Consider the following 15,834-nt stretch of genomic DNA (forward strand, 5'->3'; position numbering starts at 1 on the left):
CACGCCCTGTGAGTAACTATTCTGGAAGCGGAATGTCGTAGACGTGCTTCACTGGGGCAAATAGAATCAAATCGAAGTGTGAATACGGCTTCCTGTATTTACCAAATCGGGGTTTCACCCTTGGTTTTAGTTCGACATAGCAGTTCAGGTGGGGAAAGCATGAGTAGCAAAGCTCGGCGCATAGTGGCCGGAGCACTATTGGCCTCGGTGGCCGCGGTGGGTTTGACATCGCCGGCCATGGCGGAATCTCCGGTCACGATACCTCCCGGCGACTTCGTTGTTGACAATTCAAACGTACTTGGTTCAGATGTGTCGCAGCTGGAAGACCAGATTTCGCAGCTGCGCAAGGACACTGGTTACAGCCTATTCGCTATCTATGTCGATGAGTTCACTAATCCAGAGAATCCCCAAGACTGGGCTAAGGAAGTCTTCAACAAGAAGAACATGGGCACGAACGATGTCATCTTGGTGGTCGGCACCGAGTCACGCCAAGCATTCCTGGGTAGTTCCAACAACAGCCCGGTGAACGAGTACCGGCAAGAGATCTTCTCGAATGACGTTCTGCCTGCCTTGAGCGACGACGATTGGCTGGGTGTTGCAGAGGGCGCCATTGCGGGTATTGAGAATGTCGACAGCGGAGCCATCGCCGGAAGCGGTTCTTCCAATTCTTCCTCCGGCTTCAGCTTCTTCTGGGTCATGATCGTCATCGCCGGTGGCGCTGTCGTCGCCTTCATGGTGTTGAGCCGCCGCGGAAAGTCGAAGTCAGCGCAGCTACCAACAGGACAGCGCCCCGGATCCTCCGGCGTACCGCAACAGCAGCTGGTTCCACTGGATCAGCTGCGCCGGCAAGCTGACCAGCTGCTCGTCGCTGCAGATGACTCAATCCGCTCCTCCGAACAGGAGCTGGGATTCGCCGAAGCCCAATACGGCAAAGAGTCCATCGAGGTGTTCACCCAGGACCTGGCCCAAGCCAAGCAGCACCTGTCCGAATCGTTCCGTCTTCAGCAGCAGCTGGATGACGACATCCCGGACACCGAACAAGACCAGCGTTCATGGCTCGGCGAAATTATCAATCGCTGCGGGCAGGTCAATGAGACGCTGCAGAAGCATGCCGAGGATTTCAAGAAACTGCGCCAGTTGGAGCAGAACGCAGAAACCCGGATCACCGAAGTTGCCGCCGAGCAGGAACCGCTGAATCAGCAGCTCTCTGCCCGGGTTGCGATCCTCGAACAGCTCACCGACAAGTACGACCAGTCCGCGGTTTCGCAAATCCTGGACAATGCCAAGCAGGCCTCTGACCGTTTGAGCTTCGCCGCCTCGGCGCTGAAACAGGCTTCCGAGCAGCTGGGCAGCGACCGCGCGAACGCCGCGCTGCTGATCCAGAACGCCGAGGAAGCTCAGGACCAGGCAGAAGTCCTGCTTGAAGCCATCAACAAGTCGGCGACGGCTCTAAGCCAGGCAGAATCGGATTTGGAATCCGCGGTAGCGCTCGCCTCGCGGGATGTAGCCCAGGCGCAGGCGTTGGTGAACAACGGTTCCCAGCCTGCTTTGGCCGGTCCCGTTGCCGGCGTGCTCAGCGCCTTGAACAACATCAAGCAGTCGATAGGTAGCAAGCACAACCCACTGGCCCTCATTGCCCAGCTTGATCAGGCAAGCAAGCCGCTGGCGACGTCGCTGGCCAATCTGCGCAACCAGGCAGAGCAGGAGCAAGCCGCACGCGAGCAGCTGCAGAGCCTGCTGCATACGGCCGAATCGCGGATCAACGGCACCGAGGACTACATTCGTGCCCGCCGCGGCGGCGTCCGCTCCTCGGCGCGCACCCGGCTTTCCGAAGCGCAGCGCGCCTACGACGACGCTCGTTCGCAGGCCAACCGTAATCCGTCCGCGGCAGTTGCGTCAGCACAGCGCGCGATCCAGCTGGCCGACCAGGCCGCAAGCATGGCTGAACAGGACGTCAACGGTTTCGGCGGCGGGGACGTCTTCGGCGGCGGCTACGGAGGCCGTGGCCGCGGACGCGGCGGAATGTTCGACGGCATCGGCGGTGCCGTGCTCGGTGGCATCCTCATTGATTCGATCCTCCACGGCGGCCACGGCGGCGGCAACAACGGCGACGGCGGCATGTTCGGTGGCGGTGGTTTCGGCGGCTTCGGTGGAGGCGGCGGAGGCTTCGGCGGAGGGGACGGCGGCGGCTTCGGCGGAAGCGGCGGCAGCTTCTAGCCCGTCGGCCAAGTGTTTTTCAAAGTGTGCACGACCCGATTTCATAATCATCAATCAGACAGGACGAGGCAACCATGACCAAACAGTCAATCTTCGGACGTATCTCCCAGCTGGCGAAGGCCAACATCAATGCACTGCTTGATTCCGCAGAAGATCCCCAGAAGATGATGGATCAGATGGTTCGGGACTATAACGACAACATCGCCGAAGCCGAACAGGCGATTGCCCAGACCATCGGCAACCTGCGGATGATCGAAGACGATTACAAGGAAGACCAGCAAGCCGCAGCAGACTGGGGCAACAAGGCCTTAGCTGCTTCCAACAAGGCTGATGAGTTCCGCAGCGCAGGAAACGCCGCCGATGCGGCCAAGTTCGACAACTTGGCCAAGGTGGCCATCCAGCGCCAGATGCAGTCTGAATCGGAGATGAAGACTGCTGAGCCGACGATCTCTTCCCAGCGTGAAATCGTCGAGAAGCTGAAGACCGGCCTGAACCAGATGAAGGAAAAGCGTACCGAGCTCTCCAGCAAGCGCGATGAGCTGGTCGCCCGTTCCAAGGCCGCTCACGCCCAGAACCAGGTCAATGAGGCGGTCAAGGCCGTCAACATCATGGATCCGTCCAGCGAGATCGGTCGCTTCGAAGAAAAGGTCCGTCGCGAAGAGGCTCGGGTCCGCGGTGCGGCAGAGCTAGCGTCCTCCAGCCTGGATGCACAGTTTGAGTCCTTGGAGGATCTCGGTGAGCAGACCGAGGTCGAGGCCCGCTTGGCAGCGTTGAAGGCCAAGCAGACCGGCCAGCTGGAAGGCTAGACGCCTGCCGGCGTGATCGCCGGAAAGGGGCTCGAGCCCTGGCAAGACATTTTCATTGTCTTGCCAGGCTCGAGCCCCTTTCCCGTTTTAGCCAACCGGCGCAGTGCGACCCTGCCGGCACGTGTCCGGTGAACTTTGCCGGGAAAACAAAATGGAGACCCTTTCGGATCTCCATTCGCCTTGGTGGCGGGGAGAGGATTTGAACCTCTGACCTCCGGGTTATGAGCCCGGCGAGCTACCGAACTGCTCCACCCCGCGTCGGTAAATACAACATTACCAATGCGTAACCATTTACGCGAATCCGGGACCCGTGTCGTCCATCACCATGCAACTCGGAGGACACTCCCCTGTGGAATATTCCAGGACATCGACTTCGGCCGGGTTCGATACCGCCAGCCCGGAAATGAAAAAAGACGGAAGCTTTCGCTTCCGTCTTTTGCCTTGGTGGCGGGGAGAGGATTTGAACCTCTGACCTCCGGGTTATGAGCCCGGCGAGCTACCGAACTGCTCCACCCCGCGTCGGTAAATACAACATTACCAACAGGGAAACCGAATCGCGAATCGAGCGACGGTGGCTTTCATCACCCGACAGCCTTCAGGTGTCCATCGGGCTCACGCCGGCAATATGATGTCGCAGATTCTGGCGGAAAAGTGTGCGGCGATACAACCAGTGACCCGGCCGCCGGCGGCCACTGTCCCTCCCGTCCATCATGGAAAACAGCCGGAGCGAGGCCATGAGTCGAGTCAACCGAAACCGTATGGCAAGGGCCGCTGTTGACAGAAGTCCTCGAAAAGGGCCTCAGGGCAACTGTGAGCAGGACGTCGGGGCGCATTCCTCTGGTGGGCCTGATCACCCCTACGCCTCCGACCCCCTGACGCTGCTCCTTCGCCCTGCAGAACGGCGCCGGGGAGCCTCACGGCCGCCTCCGCACCCCGTAGCGCGCAGTCGGCCAAAGGCTGCGCTTGTGCGCTGCCAGTAAGTGATACCGCTACTCCCCTGCATTCCGGATGGAATTCATTGCGGAGTTCTTCCAGCTAGCCTCGGCCGCTCAATGGCTCGGCGGATAACAGCGTCTTACGTGGGAAATGAGCAGGGCGCGATTCGCGGTATGGATTGATTTGCTGAACCTTGCGCAGACTACTGAAAGCCGAAGCCGCATTGAACCCGATCCTAACCCGCCCGCCCTGGAGATGCACCGGGCCGGAAGACTGCGCTCCATTGGTATTGAGCTGCGCGAAGCGCCCCGAGCACGGCCACCGGCACCTCGGAAAAATCCGCCTCCTTGACGTGGGCATCGCGCGAACCCACCGCTCGGAAATGCAAAAAGACGGAAGCTTAAGCTTCCGTCTTTTTGGCTTTCGTGGCGGGGAGAGGATTTGAACCTCTGACCTCCGGGTTATGAGCCCGGCGAGCTACCGAACTGCTCCACCCCGCGATGACTAGTCAATTATTGCATCATCGCGGAGTGAAACGCAAATCGGGCATTCGTGCCAACTGGATTAACCGTTGTTCCCGTCGGTAGGGGCAGGCGATTCAGTTCCCTGTTCGCTGCCCTGTTCCGGGGCCGGGGTCTCGGATTTCTCAGGGGTTCCGTTGATAGCTGCATCGGCCTCGATGGCCTTCTGCAGTGCGGCTTCCAGATCCTTCTGCGACTTGCCGTAGGCGGCGAAGTCGTTCTTGGCCAAGGCTTCTTGTCCGGCCTTGATCGCAGCGTTCGCGGCGTTCAGAGCATCAGAGAGCTTCTGGGCGTCGGTCTGCGTCGGCTTCGATCCATTGTCGCCGTCACTTGGCTTCTCACCAGGCTTGGCGCCGGTTTCACCGGTCACAGCGCCCGAGTCGCCACCGAACACCTGGTCAAGTGCTTCGGCAAGCGTATCGGCGAAGCCGACCTGGTCACCGAAGGCCACCAGCACCTTGCGCAGCGTCGGGTAACTCGTGGCACCCGAGGACTGGACGTAGACCGGCTGCACGTAGAGGATACCGCCGCCAACAGGCAGCGACAGCAGGTTGCCGTTCTTGACTTCCGAGGCACCCTGGCGAAGCAGGTTGAGCTCCTGGGTCACCTTGGTGTTCGTGTCGAAGTTCTGCTGGGCCTGGCCCGGACCCGGCACTGCCGTGTCCGTCGGAAGTTCCAGCAGCCTGAGCTTGCCGTAGTCCTCGGCCTTGACGCCCGCCTTGGTTCCAGCATCCGCATTGGCTGCGAGGAAGCCGAACATCACGTTGCGCTGCTGGCCGCTGGCCGAGCTGGCCGGGATGAACGTCGAAGTCAGCGAGAACGATGCCTCGTCCTGCGTTGGCATCTTCAGCGACATGTAGAACGGAGGCTGCTTGACCTTTGTGTTCGCGGTCGTCGGGTCGTCCGGGACGGCCCAGGCATCGTTGGCCTCGTAGAAGGTTCCGGGATCGTCAACGTGGTAGGTCGAAAGGACCTCGCGCTGCACCTTGAACATGTCCTCCGGATAGCGAACGTGCTCCATCAGTTCCGCAGACATGTCCGACATCGGGCTGATGGTGTTCGGGAAGACGCTCTGCCAGGACTTCAACAGCGGATCCTCGTCATCCCAGGCGTACAGCTTCACCGAGCCGTCGTAGGCGTCAACCGTGGCCTTGACCGAGTTGCGCAGGTAGTTCACGCGTCCGTTGAGCGCATCGATGTCCTGGGCGTTGGTCAGGGAATCCGTGACCGCGGAGGACAGCTGCTGCTGCTGGGAGTACGGGAAGTTGTTCGACGTGGTGTAGCCGTCGATGATCCACTGCACGCGACCGTCGACGATCGCCGGGTAGGCGTTCGAATCCAAGGTCAGGTACGGTGCGACCTTGCTGACGCGCTCACGCGGATCGCGGTCGTAGAGGATCTGCGAATCGGCGTTAACGTCCTGCGAAAGCAACAGGTCGGTGGAGGCGAACTTCAGCGAGTAGACGATGCGATTGAACATGTTGCCCACGTTCGGTCCGCCGTCGCCGGTGAAGGTGTAGCGGGTGTCTTGGGAGTCGCCGCTGGTGCTCGGACGGTCCAGCTCGCGGTCGTCCCAGCCCTCGTCCGGGCCGCCGACGATCGAGTACTGCGGCGAGTTCTCGCCGAAGTAGATGCGGGGCTCGTAGTCCTTGTCGCTGGCCAGGGTGCCGCTGGTCGGGATGCCACCAAGCATGAAGTCCGGGCGGCCGCCGGCCGCGACGCGGTTGCCGTAGGCGGCCACCAGGCCGTAGCCGTGGGTGTAGGAGATGTGCTGGTTGACCCAGGTGTCGGTCGGCGAAACATTCACTTCGCGGGCCGCAATCACGGTGTCCTCCACCTTGCCGTCGACCTTGTAGCGGTCCACGTTCAGGGTGTCGGCGAAGGTGTAGTAGCCGCGGAACTGCTGCAGCTGCGCGAAGGCGGCGGACACCAGGTTCGGATCCAGCAGGCGGATATTCGCGGTGGTCGCGGTTTCCTCGGCCAGCGCGTTCTTCTCGGTGGTCACGGTCGCGTCGTACTGGGTGACCTCGATGTCGTCCAGGCCGTAGGCCTGTCGGGTCATCTCGATGTTGCGCTCGATGTACGGGCTTTCCAGCGCACGCTGGGAAGGCACGACCTGGAACTGCTGCACCATGTACGGGTAGACGCCGCTGGCGACGATCATGGTGATCACCAGCATGGCGGTGCCGATCAGCGGCAGGCGCCAGCGGCCGGTGATGGCGGCGATCACGAAGGTAATGGCAATCAGCACGGCGACGATCGCCAGGATCATCTGGGCCGGGATCACCGCATGCACGTCGCGGTACAGTGCACCGGCCACGCGGCCGGACTGGTCGGTCAGGGTTTCGTACTGCCCGATCCAGAAGTTCACGGCTTGCAGCAGCAGGAAGATCGCCACCACGATCGCGGTGTGCACACGCGCGGCCTTGCCGATGGTGATGCCGCCGCGTTCCTCAACGCGGATGCCGCCGTACAGGTAGTGGGTCAGCAGACCGGCCACACCGCTGAGCAGGACTACCGAAATCAGGAATCCGTTGAGCAGCGCGATGAACGGCAGCGAGAACATGAAGAAAGACAGATCCATGTTGAACTGCGGATCGGTGCTGCCCCACGGGGTGCGGTTGAGGAACAGCAGGATGGTCTTCCACTGGCCGGCGACAGCCACGGCGGCGAAGATGCCGACCACCAGCGGGATGCCGATCATCAGGAAACGGCGCACCGGCTCCAGCTGGCTCTGGTAGCGCGACATCGAGTCTGCGCGCCCGCCGTCCGGCGCGTACACCGGACGGTGCTTGTAGGCGCTGCGCATGGAGAACCACATCGGGACGGCCATGAGGAGCAGAGCGATCAGGAAGATCACCACCTTGGCGATGCGTTCGGTCCAATAGACCTCGGAGTAGCCCAGCTGATTGAACCACAGGATATCTGCGTAGAAATTGGACAGGAAAACGAACACCGCGACCAGGATGACCACCGCGAAGATGGTCAGAGTCAGCGGCGACACCTTCTTGCCAGAGGGCCTGGACGGTTGCTGCGGTTGGCGGGGCCGCGGTGGGCCCCCGGACGGTGTATCCGATCCGTATGACACTATTTATTCCTTACCTTGTGTCCCAGACGCTGCTTTCACGTCAGAACTCATGTACCTAATCCACGTGCGAGCGATACGCACCAGTCTTGCTGCCTACACCACATTCTTCCCGTGATGCGCAGCTAAATCTATTCGCAGGTCGCCATGCTGGCCGGATCTGCGCCGCCGGCGACCTTTTCAAGGACTTCGCGAGCTTCGTGCAACGTCGATACCTTGACAACATCTAAGCCGTCGGGAACTCGCCCGACGACTTCCGAGCAGTTCTCCGCCGGGGCCAGGAACACCGTCGCCCCTTCTTTCTTGGCGGAGACCATTTTCTGGGCGATGCCGCCGATGGGACCGACGTTGCCGGCCTGGTCGATGCTTCCCGTTCCGGAAATATGGTGGTCCCCGGCCAGGGATCCCTCGGTGAGCCGGTCGATGATCGCCAAGGCGAACATCATGCCGGCACTGGGGCCGCCGATGTTCTCGACTCCGAACTTCACGTCGATCGGGAAATCATGGGTGGTGTTCAGCAGCACGCCCAGCTGCCGGTTGCCCGTGTCCCCCAGCGTCGTGGAAACTTCCACGTCCATCTGCCTGGCATTGTCCTTGCCGCCGGGGCGCTGGATGGTCATCGTTGCCGGCGCCTCGCCGTGCTTGTCCAGGTCAGCCTTCAGCTGCTCAAGCGACGTGATGTCCTTGCCCTCGAACTTCAGCAGCCGGTCCCCTTCCTTGAGGACCGACTGGTTCGTCTCGGTGGCGAAGCCTGCAACATCCAGCCACGTCTTGAAGTCGTAGCCCAGCTCGGTCAGCGCAGCGGCCACCGACTGGTCCTGCGAGGAAACCATCTGCATGTCGTTCTGCTCAGACTGCTCATCGGTAGTCACGCCGCGCGGGATGACGGTTTCCTCGGGGGCGATGTCTTTCGTCGGGTTGAACAGCGCCTCAAGCACCACCGGGATGGTCACCCGGTTGGTGCCGCCGCCCTGGACGAACACCGTGAGCATGTCCAGTGTGCTTTCGGACTCATAGGACTTGGCGCCCTCGATGGTGATCAGTTCGGTGCCGTCGACTTCGCCAAGGGTGTTGAGCACCGGCCCCGGCGAGCGGATCACGAAGTTCGTGGGCAGGAACATCATCACGCCGATGAGCAGCAGGGCTACCATTCCGGCGCTGGTGCGTCGCACTCCCGGGGAACCCTTGCCAGGCGCGCCGGTGGGAGCCGGGTCGCTGGCTGAAATGACTGGTTCCTGTTCGTACACGTACCCTGCTCCTGACCGAAGTTTGATGCAGCAATGCCAAGAATGGCAAGGCTACTGTTAACCCTACTGAAGCGATGCTGTGAAATTCATGAGGAAGCGTGCATAATCTATGTGCCGAAAGCGAACTGGGGCCGTTCCGACTGCGAGCTCCCAGCCGCAGGCGGTAGCTTTAAGTACATGGCACAGAACCCCCCGAATAACCGCCCCGACGGTAACGACGACGAAAACAACCCGCAGGATCCATTCTCTGCGATGTTTGGTCAGCTCTTCGGCAGCGGATTCGACCCAAACAATCTTCCACCTCAGTTGAGGGACGCGCTGGGAGCCCAGGGCGACCCTGCGGCAATGCAGAAAATGATGCAGCAGGCGCAAGCCATGATGTCGGCCATGATGAGCAGCAATGCCTCATCCGGTCCGGTGAACTGGAAACTCGCCTCGGACACTGCCCTGCAGGCCTATGCCAGCGACGACCCCGAGGTGTCGGTCGCACGCCAGAGCGCGATCACCGATGCCTCCTACTTGGCAGACCTCTGGCTGAACAACGCCACCGCCTTCGAGACGGGTTCCGCCCCGATCGAGTCCTGGACCCGCAAGCGCTGGTACGACAAGACGCTGGGCACCTGGAAGAAGATCACCGAGCCGGTGGCGGAATCCGTGGCGCAGGCGATCACCAGCGCCATGAAGGACCAGATCCCCGAGGAGATGAAGGGCATGCTCGGCAACGCCGACGGCATGTTCCGCAACCTCGGCGCCAGCATGTTCGGCATGCAGCTCGGCTCCGCTCTGGGCGAGCTGGCCAAGGACGTGCTCGGCGGCACCGATATCGGCCTGCCGCTGGCCGGCACCACCCCGGGCATCGTGGCAACCAATGTCGCCGCGTTCGGCGACGGCTTGGAAATTCCAGAGCAGGAAGTGCTGCTCTACGCAGTGCTGCGCGAAAGCGCCCACGCCCGGTTGTTCAACCGCGTGCCCTGGCTGAGCTCCAAGCTCATCGGCGCAGTGGAGTCCTACGCCCGCGGCATCCACATCGACATGTCGCGTATCGAAGAAGCCGTTCGCGGCATCGACCCGTCGAACCCCGAGGCCCTGCAGTCCATGCTCGGCGAGGGTCTGTTCACCCCGCAGCGCACCCAGGCCCAGGACAAGGCCCTGGAAAACCTGGAGCTCACCTTGGCCCTGATCGAAGGCTGGGTCGACCATGTAGTCTCCGAAGCGGCCCAGAACCTGCCGTTCGCAGGCCACCTGCGCGAGACCATGCGCCGCCGCCGCGCTTCGGGCGGCCCGGCAGAGTCCACGTTCGCCGCACTGGTCGGCTTGGAACTGCGCCCGCGCAAGCTGCGCGAGGCAGCCGCTTTGTGGGAGCACCTGTTCGAGGAACGCGGCATCGAAGGACGCGACGCGATCTGGGACCATCCTGACCTGATGCCTACCCAGACGGACCTGAGCGATCCCGCCGGATTCACCAAGCGCCGCGAAGAGGCAGCTGATGAATTCGACGAGTTCGACGTGGCCTTGGGCAAGCTGCTCGACGGCGAATTCGACGGCATCGGCCCGCTCGCCGAGACGCCGAAGGACGAGAAGGACAAGAACGACGAAGATCCGCAGGATCCCAAGGCATAACCGCCTGGCGGAGACCAGCTGACAGGCGCGGGCACCGAACTTCCCGGTTCGGTGCCCGCACTCTTTTTAGTGAGCCCCGGATTCGACGAGCGATCGTGCGGGAACGACTATTCGTCCTCGTCGCCGTCGAATCCCCCGGCCTCGGCTGCGCCCTGCCCGTTTTCTGCTGCGTGTGCCCGGAACCCTGCGCTGAATCCTGCCAGGAACTGGTCCGCCTCGGCGCGGCGCTCGAACCTGTCCAGCAGCGCCTGGAACTTGGCCCCGTGCCCGTCCTTGGGCGCCATCAGGTGCGCGAGTTCGTGCACCAGCACGTAGTCCTGCACCCACTGCGGGGTGTGGAGCAGCTTCGAGGACAGCCGAACTGTCTTTTGATACACGCTGGCCGAACCCCAGCGCTTGTTCTGGTTGTTTACCCAGCGCACCGAGACGGGCTGGGCCAAGCCGCCGAAATAGCGCCGATCCAGCTGCTCAGCCCGGGCTTCGAGACTCGCATCGCTGGTGGCTTCGGCCCGCTGCACACGATTCCGGCGATATTTCTTGACCATCTCATCGACCAGCATCTGTTCGGAGCGTTCATCCAGCGCCGCAGGCACCTGGACGACAAGACGGTCCTCCCTCCACTGGGACGAGATCGTCTTCCGTCGTTTGGCCGAACGCACGATGCGCACCGGAATCTCGTCCGGGGCGAGGAAGTCCACGGTTTTTGGCAAGGCTGGCATGGGTGCGTTCCCTTCAGAGCTGGGGCAGGAAACCGGGGCCCGGAATCGGGCCCCGGACTGCGGTTCAGGACAGGCTGCGGGTATCACGGCTGCGCCGTCGCCGGCGCGGGCTGTGCAGAGCCTAGCCGAGGTGGTCGGAGAGCACTTCCAGCACTGCCTGGCCGTAGCGCTCCAGCTTGGTGCGGCCCACGCCGGAGATCTTGCCCAGCGCCTGCTCGGAGGTCGGCCGGTGCTCGGAGATCGCCATCAGCGTCGCATCGGTGAAGATCACGAAGGCGGGAACCGAGTTCGTGCTGGCGACCTGCGAGCGCCACGCCCGAAGCGCTTCGAAGAGGGCTTCGTCGTAGGTGGCCGGGCACGAGGAGCAGCGCTTGAGCTTGCGCTCCTTGGCGCTGGTGAGGAATGAACCGCAGGTGCTGCACACCGCCGGGGTCACTTTCTGCTCGCGGCGCTTGACCGGGGCCTGCTGCCGGCTACTGGCCTGGCGGACCGACTTGATGCCGTCCAGGAACCTCGACGGGTAGCGGTGGGCCCGGCCGCCGGGGGTCCGGGCCAGCGACCAGGACAGGTACAAGCGGATCCGTGCACGGGTGATGCCGACATACAGCAACCGGCGCTCTTCGTCGTATCCGGCCTGGTCCTTGGCATAGGTGATCGGGACCAGTCCGTCGCTCAGACCGGCCAGGAACACCACGTCCCATTCCAGGCCCTTGGCGGCATGGAAGGACGCAAGCGTCACGCCGTCAAGGGTCGGTGCGTGCTGGATCGCCGCCCGTTCTTCGAGCTCGCGGACCACATCGTGCAAGGTCGCCTTCTCCCCCTGCGCCTTGCGGCCCTCGACGAGTTCATCGGCCAGGCGCACCAGGGCCGACAGGGATTCCCAGCGCTGCCGCACGGCGCCGGTGCCGCCGCTGGGCGCGTTGGCTGAATAACCGTGGGAGGAAAGCACGTCGCGGACCAGCTGTGCCACGTCGTCACCCTGCGAGACGTTCAGCGCGGCGCGCAGGGCGAGCATTCCCTCCTTGACCTCGCGGCGTGAGAAGAAGCGTTCGGCTCCGCGCATGACGTACGGAATCGAGTGGGCGGTCAGCGCCTGCTCGAAGGCCTGCGACTGCCCGTTGGTGCGGTAGAGCACCGCGATCTCTGAGATGTCCTGGCCCTGCTTGACCAGCATCTTGATCCGCTGGGCGACCTCGTCGGCTTCGTTCTCGTCGTCGGTGGCCTCGAAGAACTCGGGTTCTGGCCCGTGGTCGCGCTGGGCAATGAGTTCTAGCGGCTCCGGCCAGGTGACGGTGCGGTCGGGCACCGCGGTCTCGATGCGGCGGGTGGCAAGCACCTTGTTGGCCAGGGACACGATTTCAGGGGTGGAACGGTAGTCGCGCACGAGCTTGACGACCTTGGCTTCCGGGAAGCGGGTGCCGAAGTTCAGCAGGTAGTCCGGGCGCGCTCCGGTGAAGGAGTAGATGGTCTGCGAGGCATCGCCGACCACGCACAGCTCGTCGCGCGCGCCGAGCCACAGGTCAAGCAGCCGTTGCTGCAGCGGCGAGACGTCCTGGTACTCGTCGACCACAAAGTGGCGGTATTGCAGGCGCACGCTCGCCGCGACTTTTTCGTCTTCTTCAAGGATGGCGCTGGTCAGCAGCAGCACGTCTTCGAAGTCGATGACGCTGCGGTCGTCCTTGAGTTCCTCGTAGGTCTGGAAGATCCTGGCCATGCTTACCGGGGCCAGGCCGTTGGGCATTTCGCGGCTTTCAACGATTTTGGCGTAGCTTTCCGGGGAATGCATGGAAACCTTGGCCCATTCAACCTCGGCGGCCAGGTCGCGCACCATGGCCCGGTCGCTGGAGATGCGCAACCTGCGCGCGGCCTCGGCGATCAGCGGAGCCTTGTGCTCCACCAGGTTCGGCAGCGTTCCGCCGATGGACTGGGGCCAGAAGTACTGCAGCTGGCGCAGCGCGGCGGCGTGGAAAGTGCGTGCCTGGACCCCGGCGGCCCCGAGCTGGCGCAGCCGGGTGCGCATCTCCGAGGCGGCGCGCGTGGTGAAGGTCAGGGCCAGCACGCTAGTCGGGTTGTAGATGCCCGAATGGACGCCGTGGGCGATGCGGTGCGTGATGGCCCGGGTTTTTCCGGTGCCGGCACCAGCCAGGATGCACAGCGGCCCGCGCAGGGTTTCGGCGGCTTGCCGCTGTTCGGCGTCGAGGCCTGCCAGCAGGTCGTGCAGTGGAGGGTTGTCGTACGAGCTCACTACTTGGATGCCTCCGGAAGGTCCTCGCCGTACCAGGACTTGATCAGTGCATGGGCGATGGACGCACCGCGGGGAATCTGCAAGCTGCCGGCACGTAGCTCGGCGGCAAGCTGTTCACGGGTGAACCAGCGCAGGTCCTGGATTTCAGCGCCGTCCGGGACCAGTTCGGTGCTCAGCGCTTCACCGGTGAAGCCGAGCATGAGCGAACGCGGCAGCGGCCAGGGCTGGGAGCCGCGGTAGGCCACGTCCCCCACCTGGACGCCGGATTCCTCGAAGATTTCACGCCGTACCGCGGATTCCAGCGACTCTCCGGCTTCCACGAAACCTGCCAGCACCGAGTACATGTGCGTTCGAAACGCCGCGTTGGCCCCGAGCAGGATGCGGTCCTCGGCGTCGATGATTGCGGCGATGACCGCCGGATCGGTGCGCGGGAACAGCTCATGGTCGTTCGCCATGCAGCGCTGCCCCCAGCCGAAGGTGGCCGACCGGGTTTCCGACCCGCAGCGAGGGCAGAACTTCTCGGTACGGATCCAGTTCGCGATGGCCTGGGATTCGACGAAAAGCTCGGCCTCGATGTCGTCAAGGACCGTGAATGCCTCGCGCAGGCTAATCCACTGCGCGCGTTCAATCTGCGGGTAGTGCTCCGCCTGGACGATGGCCAGCACGTAGGTGCTCGTTCCGTGGGTTCCGAGGTACACCTGGCGGTCCTGGGCCTGCGGGGTATAGTCGGGGCCGTCGAGGAACAGCAGCCCGTCGCCGGTGACGGCGGCACCGGTTTCGGAAAGCAGCATGACCCGGGTTGATGCTTCGGCAAGCGCGCGGGGCAGCTTCTCCGGATCGTCCTGTTCGGTCAAAGGTCGTTGAATCTGTGACCGGGAAAAGCTCAAACCACTAATCGGTGAACGGTAAATGTCTGCCAGCGCCATACTTCTAACCTAGTGCACTTCGAGCAGCGGGGACCGCGGCAGCAATACGCTGTGGAAATAATTGACAATGATCTTCATCGCAACACCCGAATTTCGCTGGGAAACGGCCTATCTTCCGTGCGTCATTCAACGATGCAGAAAGGAATCTCGCATACGGTGGACATTGTGAAACGCTCTGCCATGGAACTCGCCGCTATTGCCACCGCTGCTGTACCCGGGTTGTCCCCGGTGGGCTTTGCCGCGCTATCCGATGATGCAGAAGATTTCGATTCAGCTCTGCTCATCGACGCACAGAAGCACCGTTGGCGCGTGCGTTCGCCGCGCCATGACGAAGCGAGCATGAGGCTTGAAGCCGAACTGTCGGCATTGCGCGCCTTCTCCGCGAAGGTCCGCGCTTCCCTGCCGTTCGCGCTGCCCAGCGTTGCCGGCACGGTGCGCCAGGGTTCGCTGCGCACCTTCGTCTACAAGGATCTCCCGGGCCGTGTCCCGAGCCTGGACGAACTGGTTGACGAGGGAAGCCGCTTGGCGACGGCCCTGGGCCAGTGCATGGCGGCGATCCACCAGATCCCGGACGAGTCTGTAGAGATCGCGGGGCTTCCGACCTACACCGCCGACGAGGTGCGCCAGCGCAAGCTCAACGAGCTGGATACAGCCGCCGCTACCGGCAAGGTCCCCAGCCGGCTGCTGCGCCGCTGGGAACACGCCATGGAAGACGTTGCACTGTGGCGCTTCAACGCGGCGGTAGTGCACGGCGATTTCGATGAAGAGCAGATCCAGATTTCCCAGTCGCGCATTTCTGCGGTCAAGGGTTGGACCGACCTGCATGTGGGGGATCCCGCCGATGACTTCGCGTGGCTGTCAGCCATCGAGGACCAGAACTTCAGCGAGCGCGTATTCGCCGCCTATGTGGAGGCCCGTGGCAAGTCCGCCGACCCGCACATCATGCGCCGCGCCGCGCTGGCCGCCGAGTTCGCCTTGGCCCAGTGGCTGGTCAAGTCGCTGGACAGCAAGGATGCCGAGCGCATCGCCGAAGCCGAGGAGATGCTCCAGGAGCTGGACCGGAATATCGCCGAATACGGCGGGCAGCCGCTGTCCGTCGTCGAGGCCCCGCGTCCGCTCAGCACCCCGGCACCAACCCCGGCCGCAAGCCCGGCGCAGCCGACCCCTGCAACCGAACGTCCGGTCATGGTGCCGAAGTCTTCGGCGCCGACCATCAATTCGTCGAAGGTCACCGCATTGGGTGGCAATTCTCCTGCAGCCGCTCCTGCCGCAGGGCAGGACAGCTCCGACTCGAACGGCCCGGAGTCGAGCACCCTGGACAATTCCAAGGAGCAGTCCACCGCAGCGCCTGGCCTGAAGGACGAGGGACAGAAGCCCGCCGATGATTCCAAGACCGGCACCGCCGCGCAGGAAACCGGGAACCAGGCTGGTTCCGCGGCACCCGACGGCGCAGCTCCGGCGAAGGAATCGTCCCCCTCCGACACGGATGGAAACGACTCCGCCAAGTGACGC

At 63.1% G+C, this 15,834-nt stretch carries 9 protein-coding genes and 3 tRNA genes; 4 read left to right on the forward strand and 8 right to left on the reverse strand.

All coding sequences use genetic code 11. The features are described from left to right. Positions 1 to 159: 159 nt before the first annotated feature. Together RF641_RS09190 and RF641_RS09195 are read left to right on the forward strand one after the other, a co-directional pair. Complete coding sequence (locus tag RF641_RS09190) at positions 160 to 2,217, forward strand: TPM domain-containing protein (RefSeq protein ID WP_424573030.1); 2,058 nt, start codon at positions 160 to 162, stop codon at positions 2,215 to 2,217. Positions 2,218 to 2,291: 74 nt separating this feature from the next. Continuing rightward, entirely contained in the window at positions 2,292 to 3,023 is a 732-nt protein-coding gene (locus RF641_RS09195; protein WP_047119532.1) for a PspA/IM30 family protein, read from the forward strand. A 181-nt stretch (positions 3,024 to 3,204) separates the two neighbouring features. Here RF641_RS09195 and RF641_RS09200 read toward each other — a convergent pair. From RF641_RS09200 to RF641_RS09220, 5 genes are all read right to left on the reverse strand, one after another. After that, positions 3,205 to 3,281 (reverse strand) — tRNA-Met (locus RF641_RS09200). Between the two features lie 184 nt (positions 3,282 to 3,465). Further along, positions 3,466 to 3,542, reverse strand: a tRNA-Met gene (locus RF641_RS09205). 843 nt (positions 3,543 to 4,385) lie between these two features. Next, positions 4,386 to 4,459 (reverse strand) — tRNA-Met (locus tag RF641_RS09210). 64 nt (positions 4,460 to 4,523) lie between these two features. After that, positions 4,524 to 7,484 carry a UPF0182 family protein gene (locus RF641_RS09215; RefSeq protein ID WP_424573031.1) on the reverse strand — a complete coding sequence of 987 codons (2,961 nt, stop codon included), beginning with the start codon at positions 7,482 to 7,484 and terminating at the stop codon, positions 4,524 to 4,526. Positions 7,485 to 7,696: 212 nt separating this feature from the next. Beyond that, positions 7,697 to 8,812 (reverse strand): YlbL family protein, encoded by a 1,116-nt coding sequence (locus tag RF641_RS09220; protein WP_120989207.1) that lies wholly within the window; start codon positions 8,810 to 8,812, stop codon positions 7,697 to 7,699. 177 nt (positions 8,813 to 8,989) lie between these two features. Between RF641_RS09220 and RF641_RS09225 the strand changes: the two genes are divergently transcribed. After that, entirely contained in the window at positions 8,990 to 10,432 is a 1,443-nt protein-coding gene (locus RF641_RS09225; protein ID WP_424573032.1) for a zinc-dependent metalloprotease, read from the forward strand. A 107-nt stretch (positions 10,433 to 10,539) separates the two neighbouring features. On the opposite strand, the gene RF641_RS09230 is transcribed toward RF641_RS09225, so the two are convergent. From RF641_RS09230 to nudC, 3 genes are all read right to left on the reverse strand, one after another. After that, a complete protein-coding gene (locus RF641_RS09230) occupies positions 10,540 to 11,151 on the reverse strand; it encodes a M48 family metallopeptidase (RefSeq protein WP_424573033.1) in 612 nt (203 codons plus the stop codon). A 121-nt stretch (positions 11,152 to 11,272) separates the two neighbouring features. Further along, complete coding sequence (locus RF641_RS09235) at positions 11,273 to 13,396, reverse strand: ATP-dependent DNA helicase UvrD2 (protein ID WP_113606487.1); 2,124 nt, start codon at positions 13,394 to 13,396, stop codon at positions 11,273 to 11,275. Continuing rightward, on the reverse strand, positions 13,396 to 14,250 hold the full coding sequence (nudC, locus tag RF641_RS09240) for an NAD(+) diphosphatase (protein ID WP_052772419.1): 855 nt from the start codon (positions 14,248 to 14,250) through the stop codon (positions 13,396 to 13,398). The genes RF641_RS09235 and nudC overlap by 1 nt, the downstream gene beginning before the upstream one ends. Before the next feature lie 228 nt (positions 14,251 to 14,478). On the opposite strand from nudC, the gene RF641_RS09245 reads away from it, so the two are divergent. Next, positions 14,479 to 15,831 (forward strand): phosphotransferase, encoded by a 1,353-nt coding sequence (locus RF641_RS09245; RefSeq protein ID WP_368733662.1) that lies wholly within the window; start codon positions 14,479 to 14,481, stop codon positions 15,829 to 15,831. Positions 15,832 to 15,834 lie beyond the last annotated feature (3 nt).

It is taken from the genome of Arthrobacter sp. 'calajunan', from assembly GCF_046940185.1.
GTDB classification, from domain to species: Bacteria; Actinomycetota; Actinomycetes; order Actinomycetales; family Micrococcaceae; genus Glutamicibacter; species Glutamicibacter soli.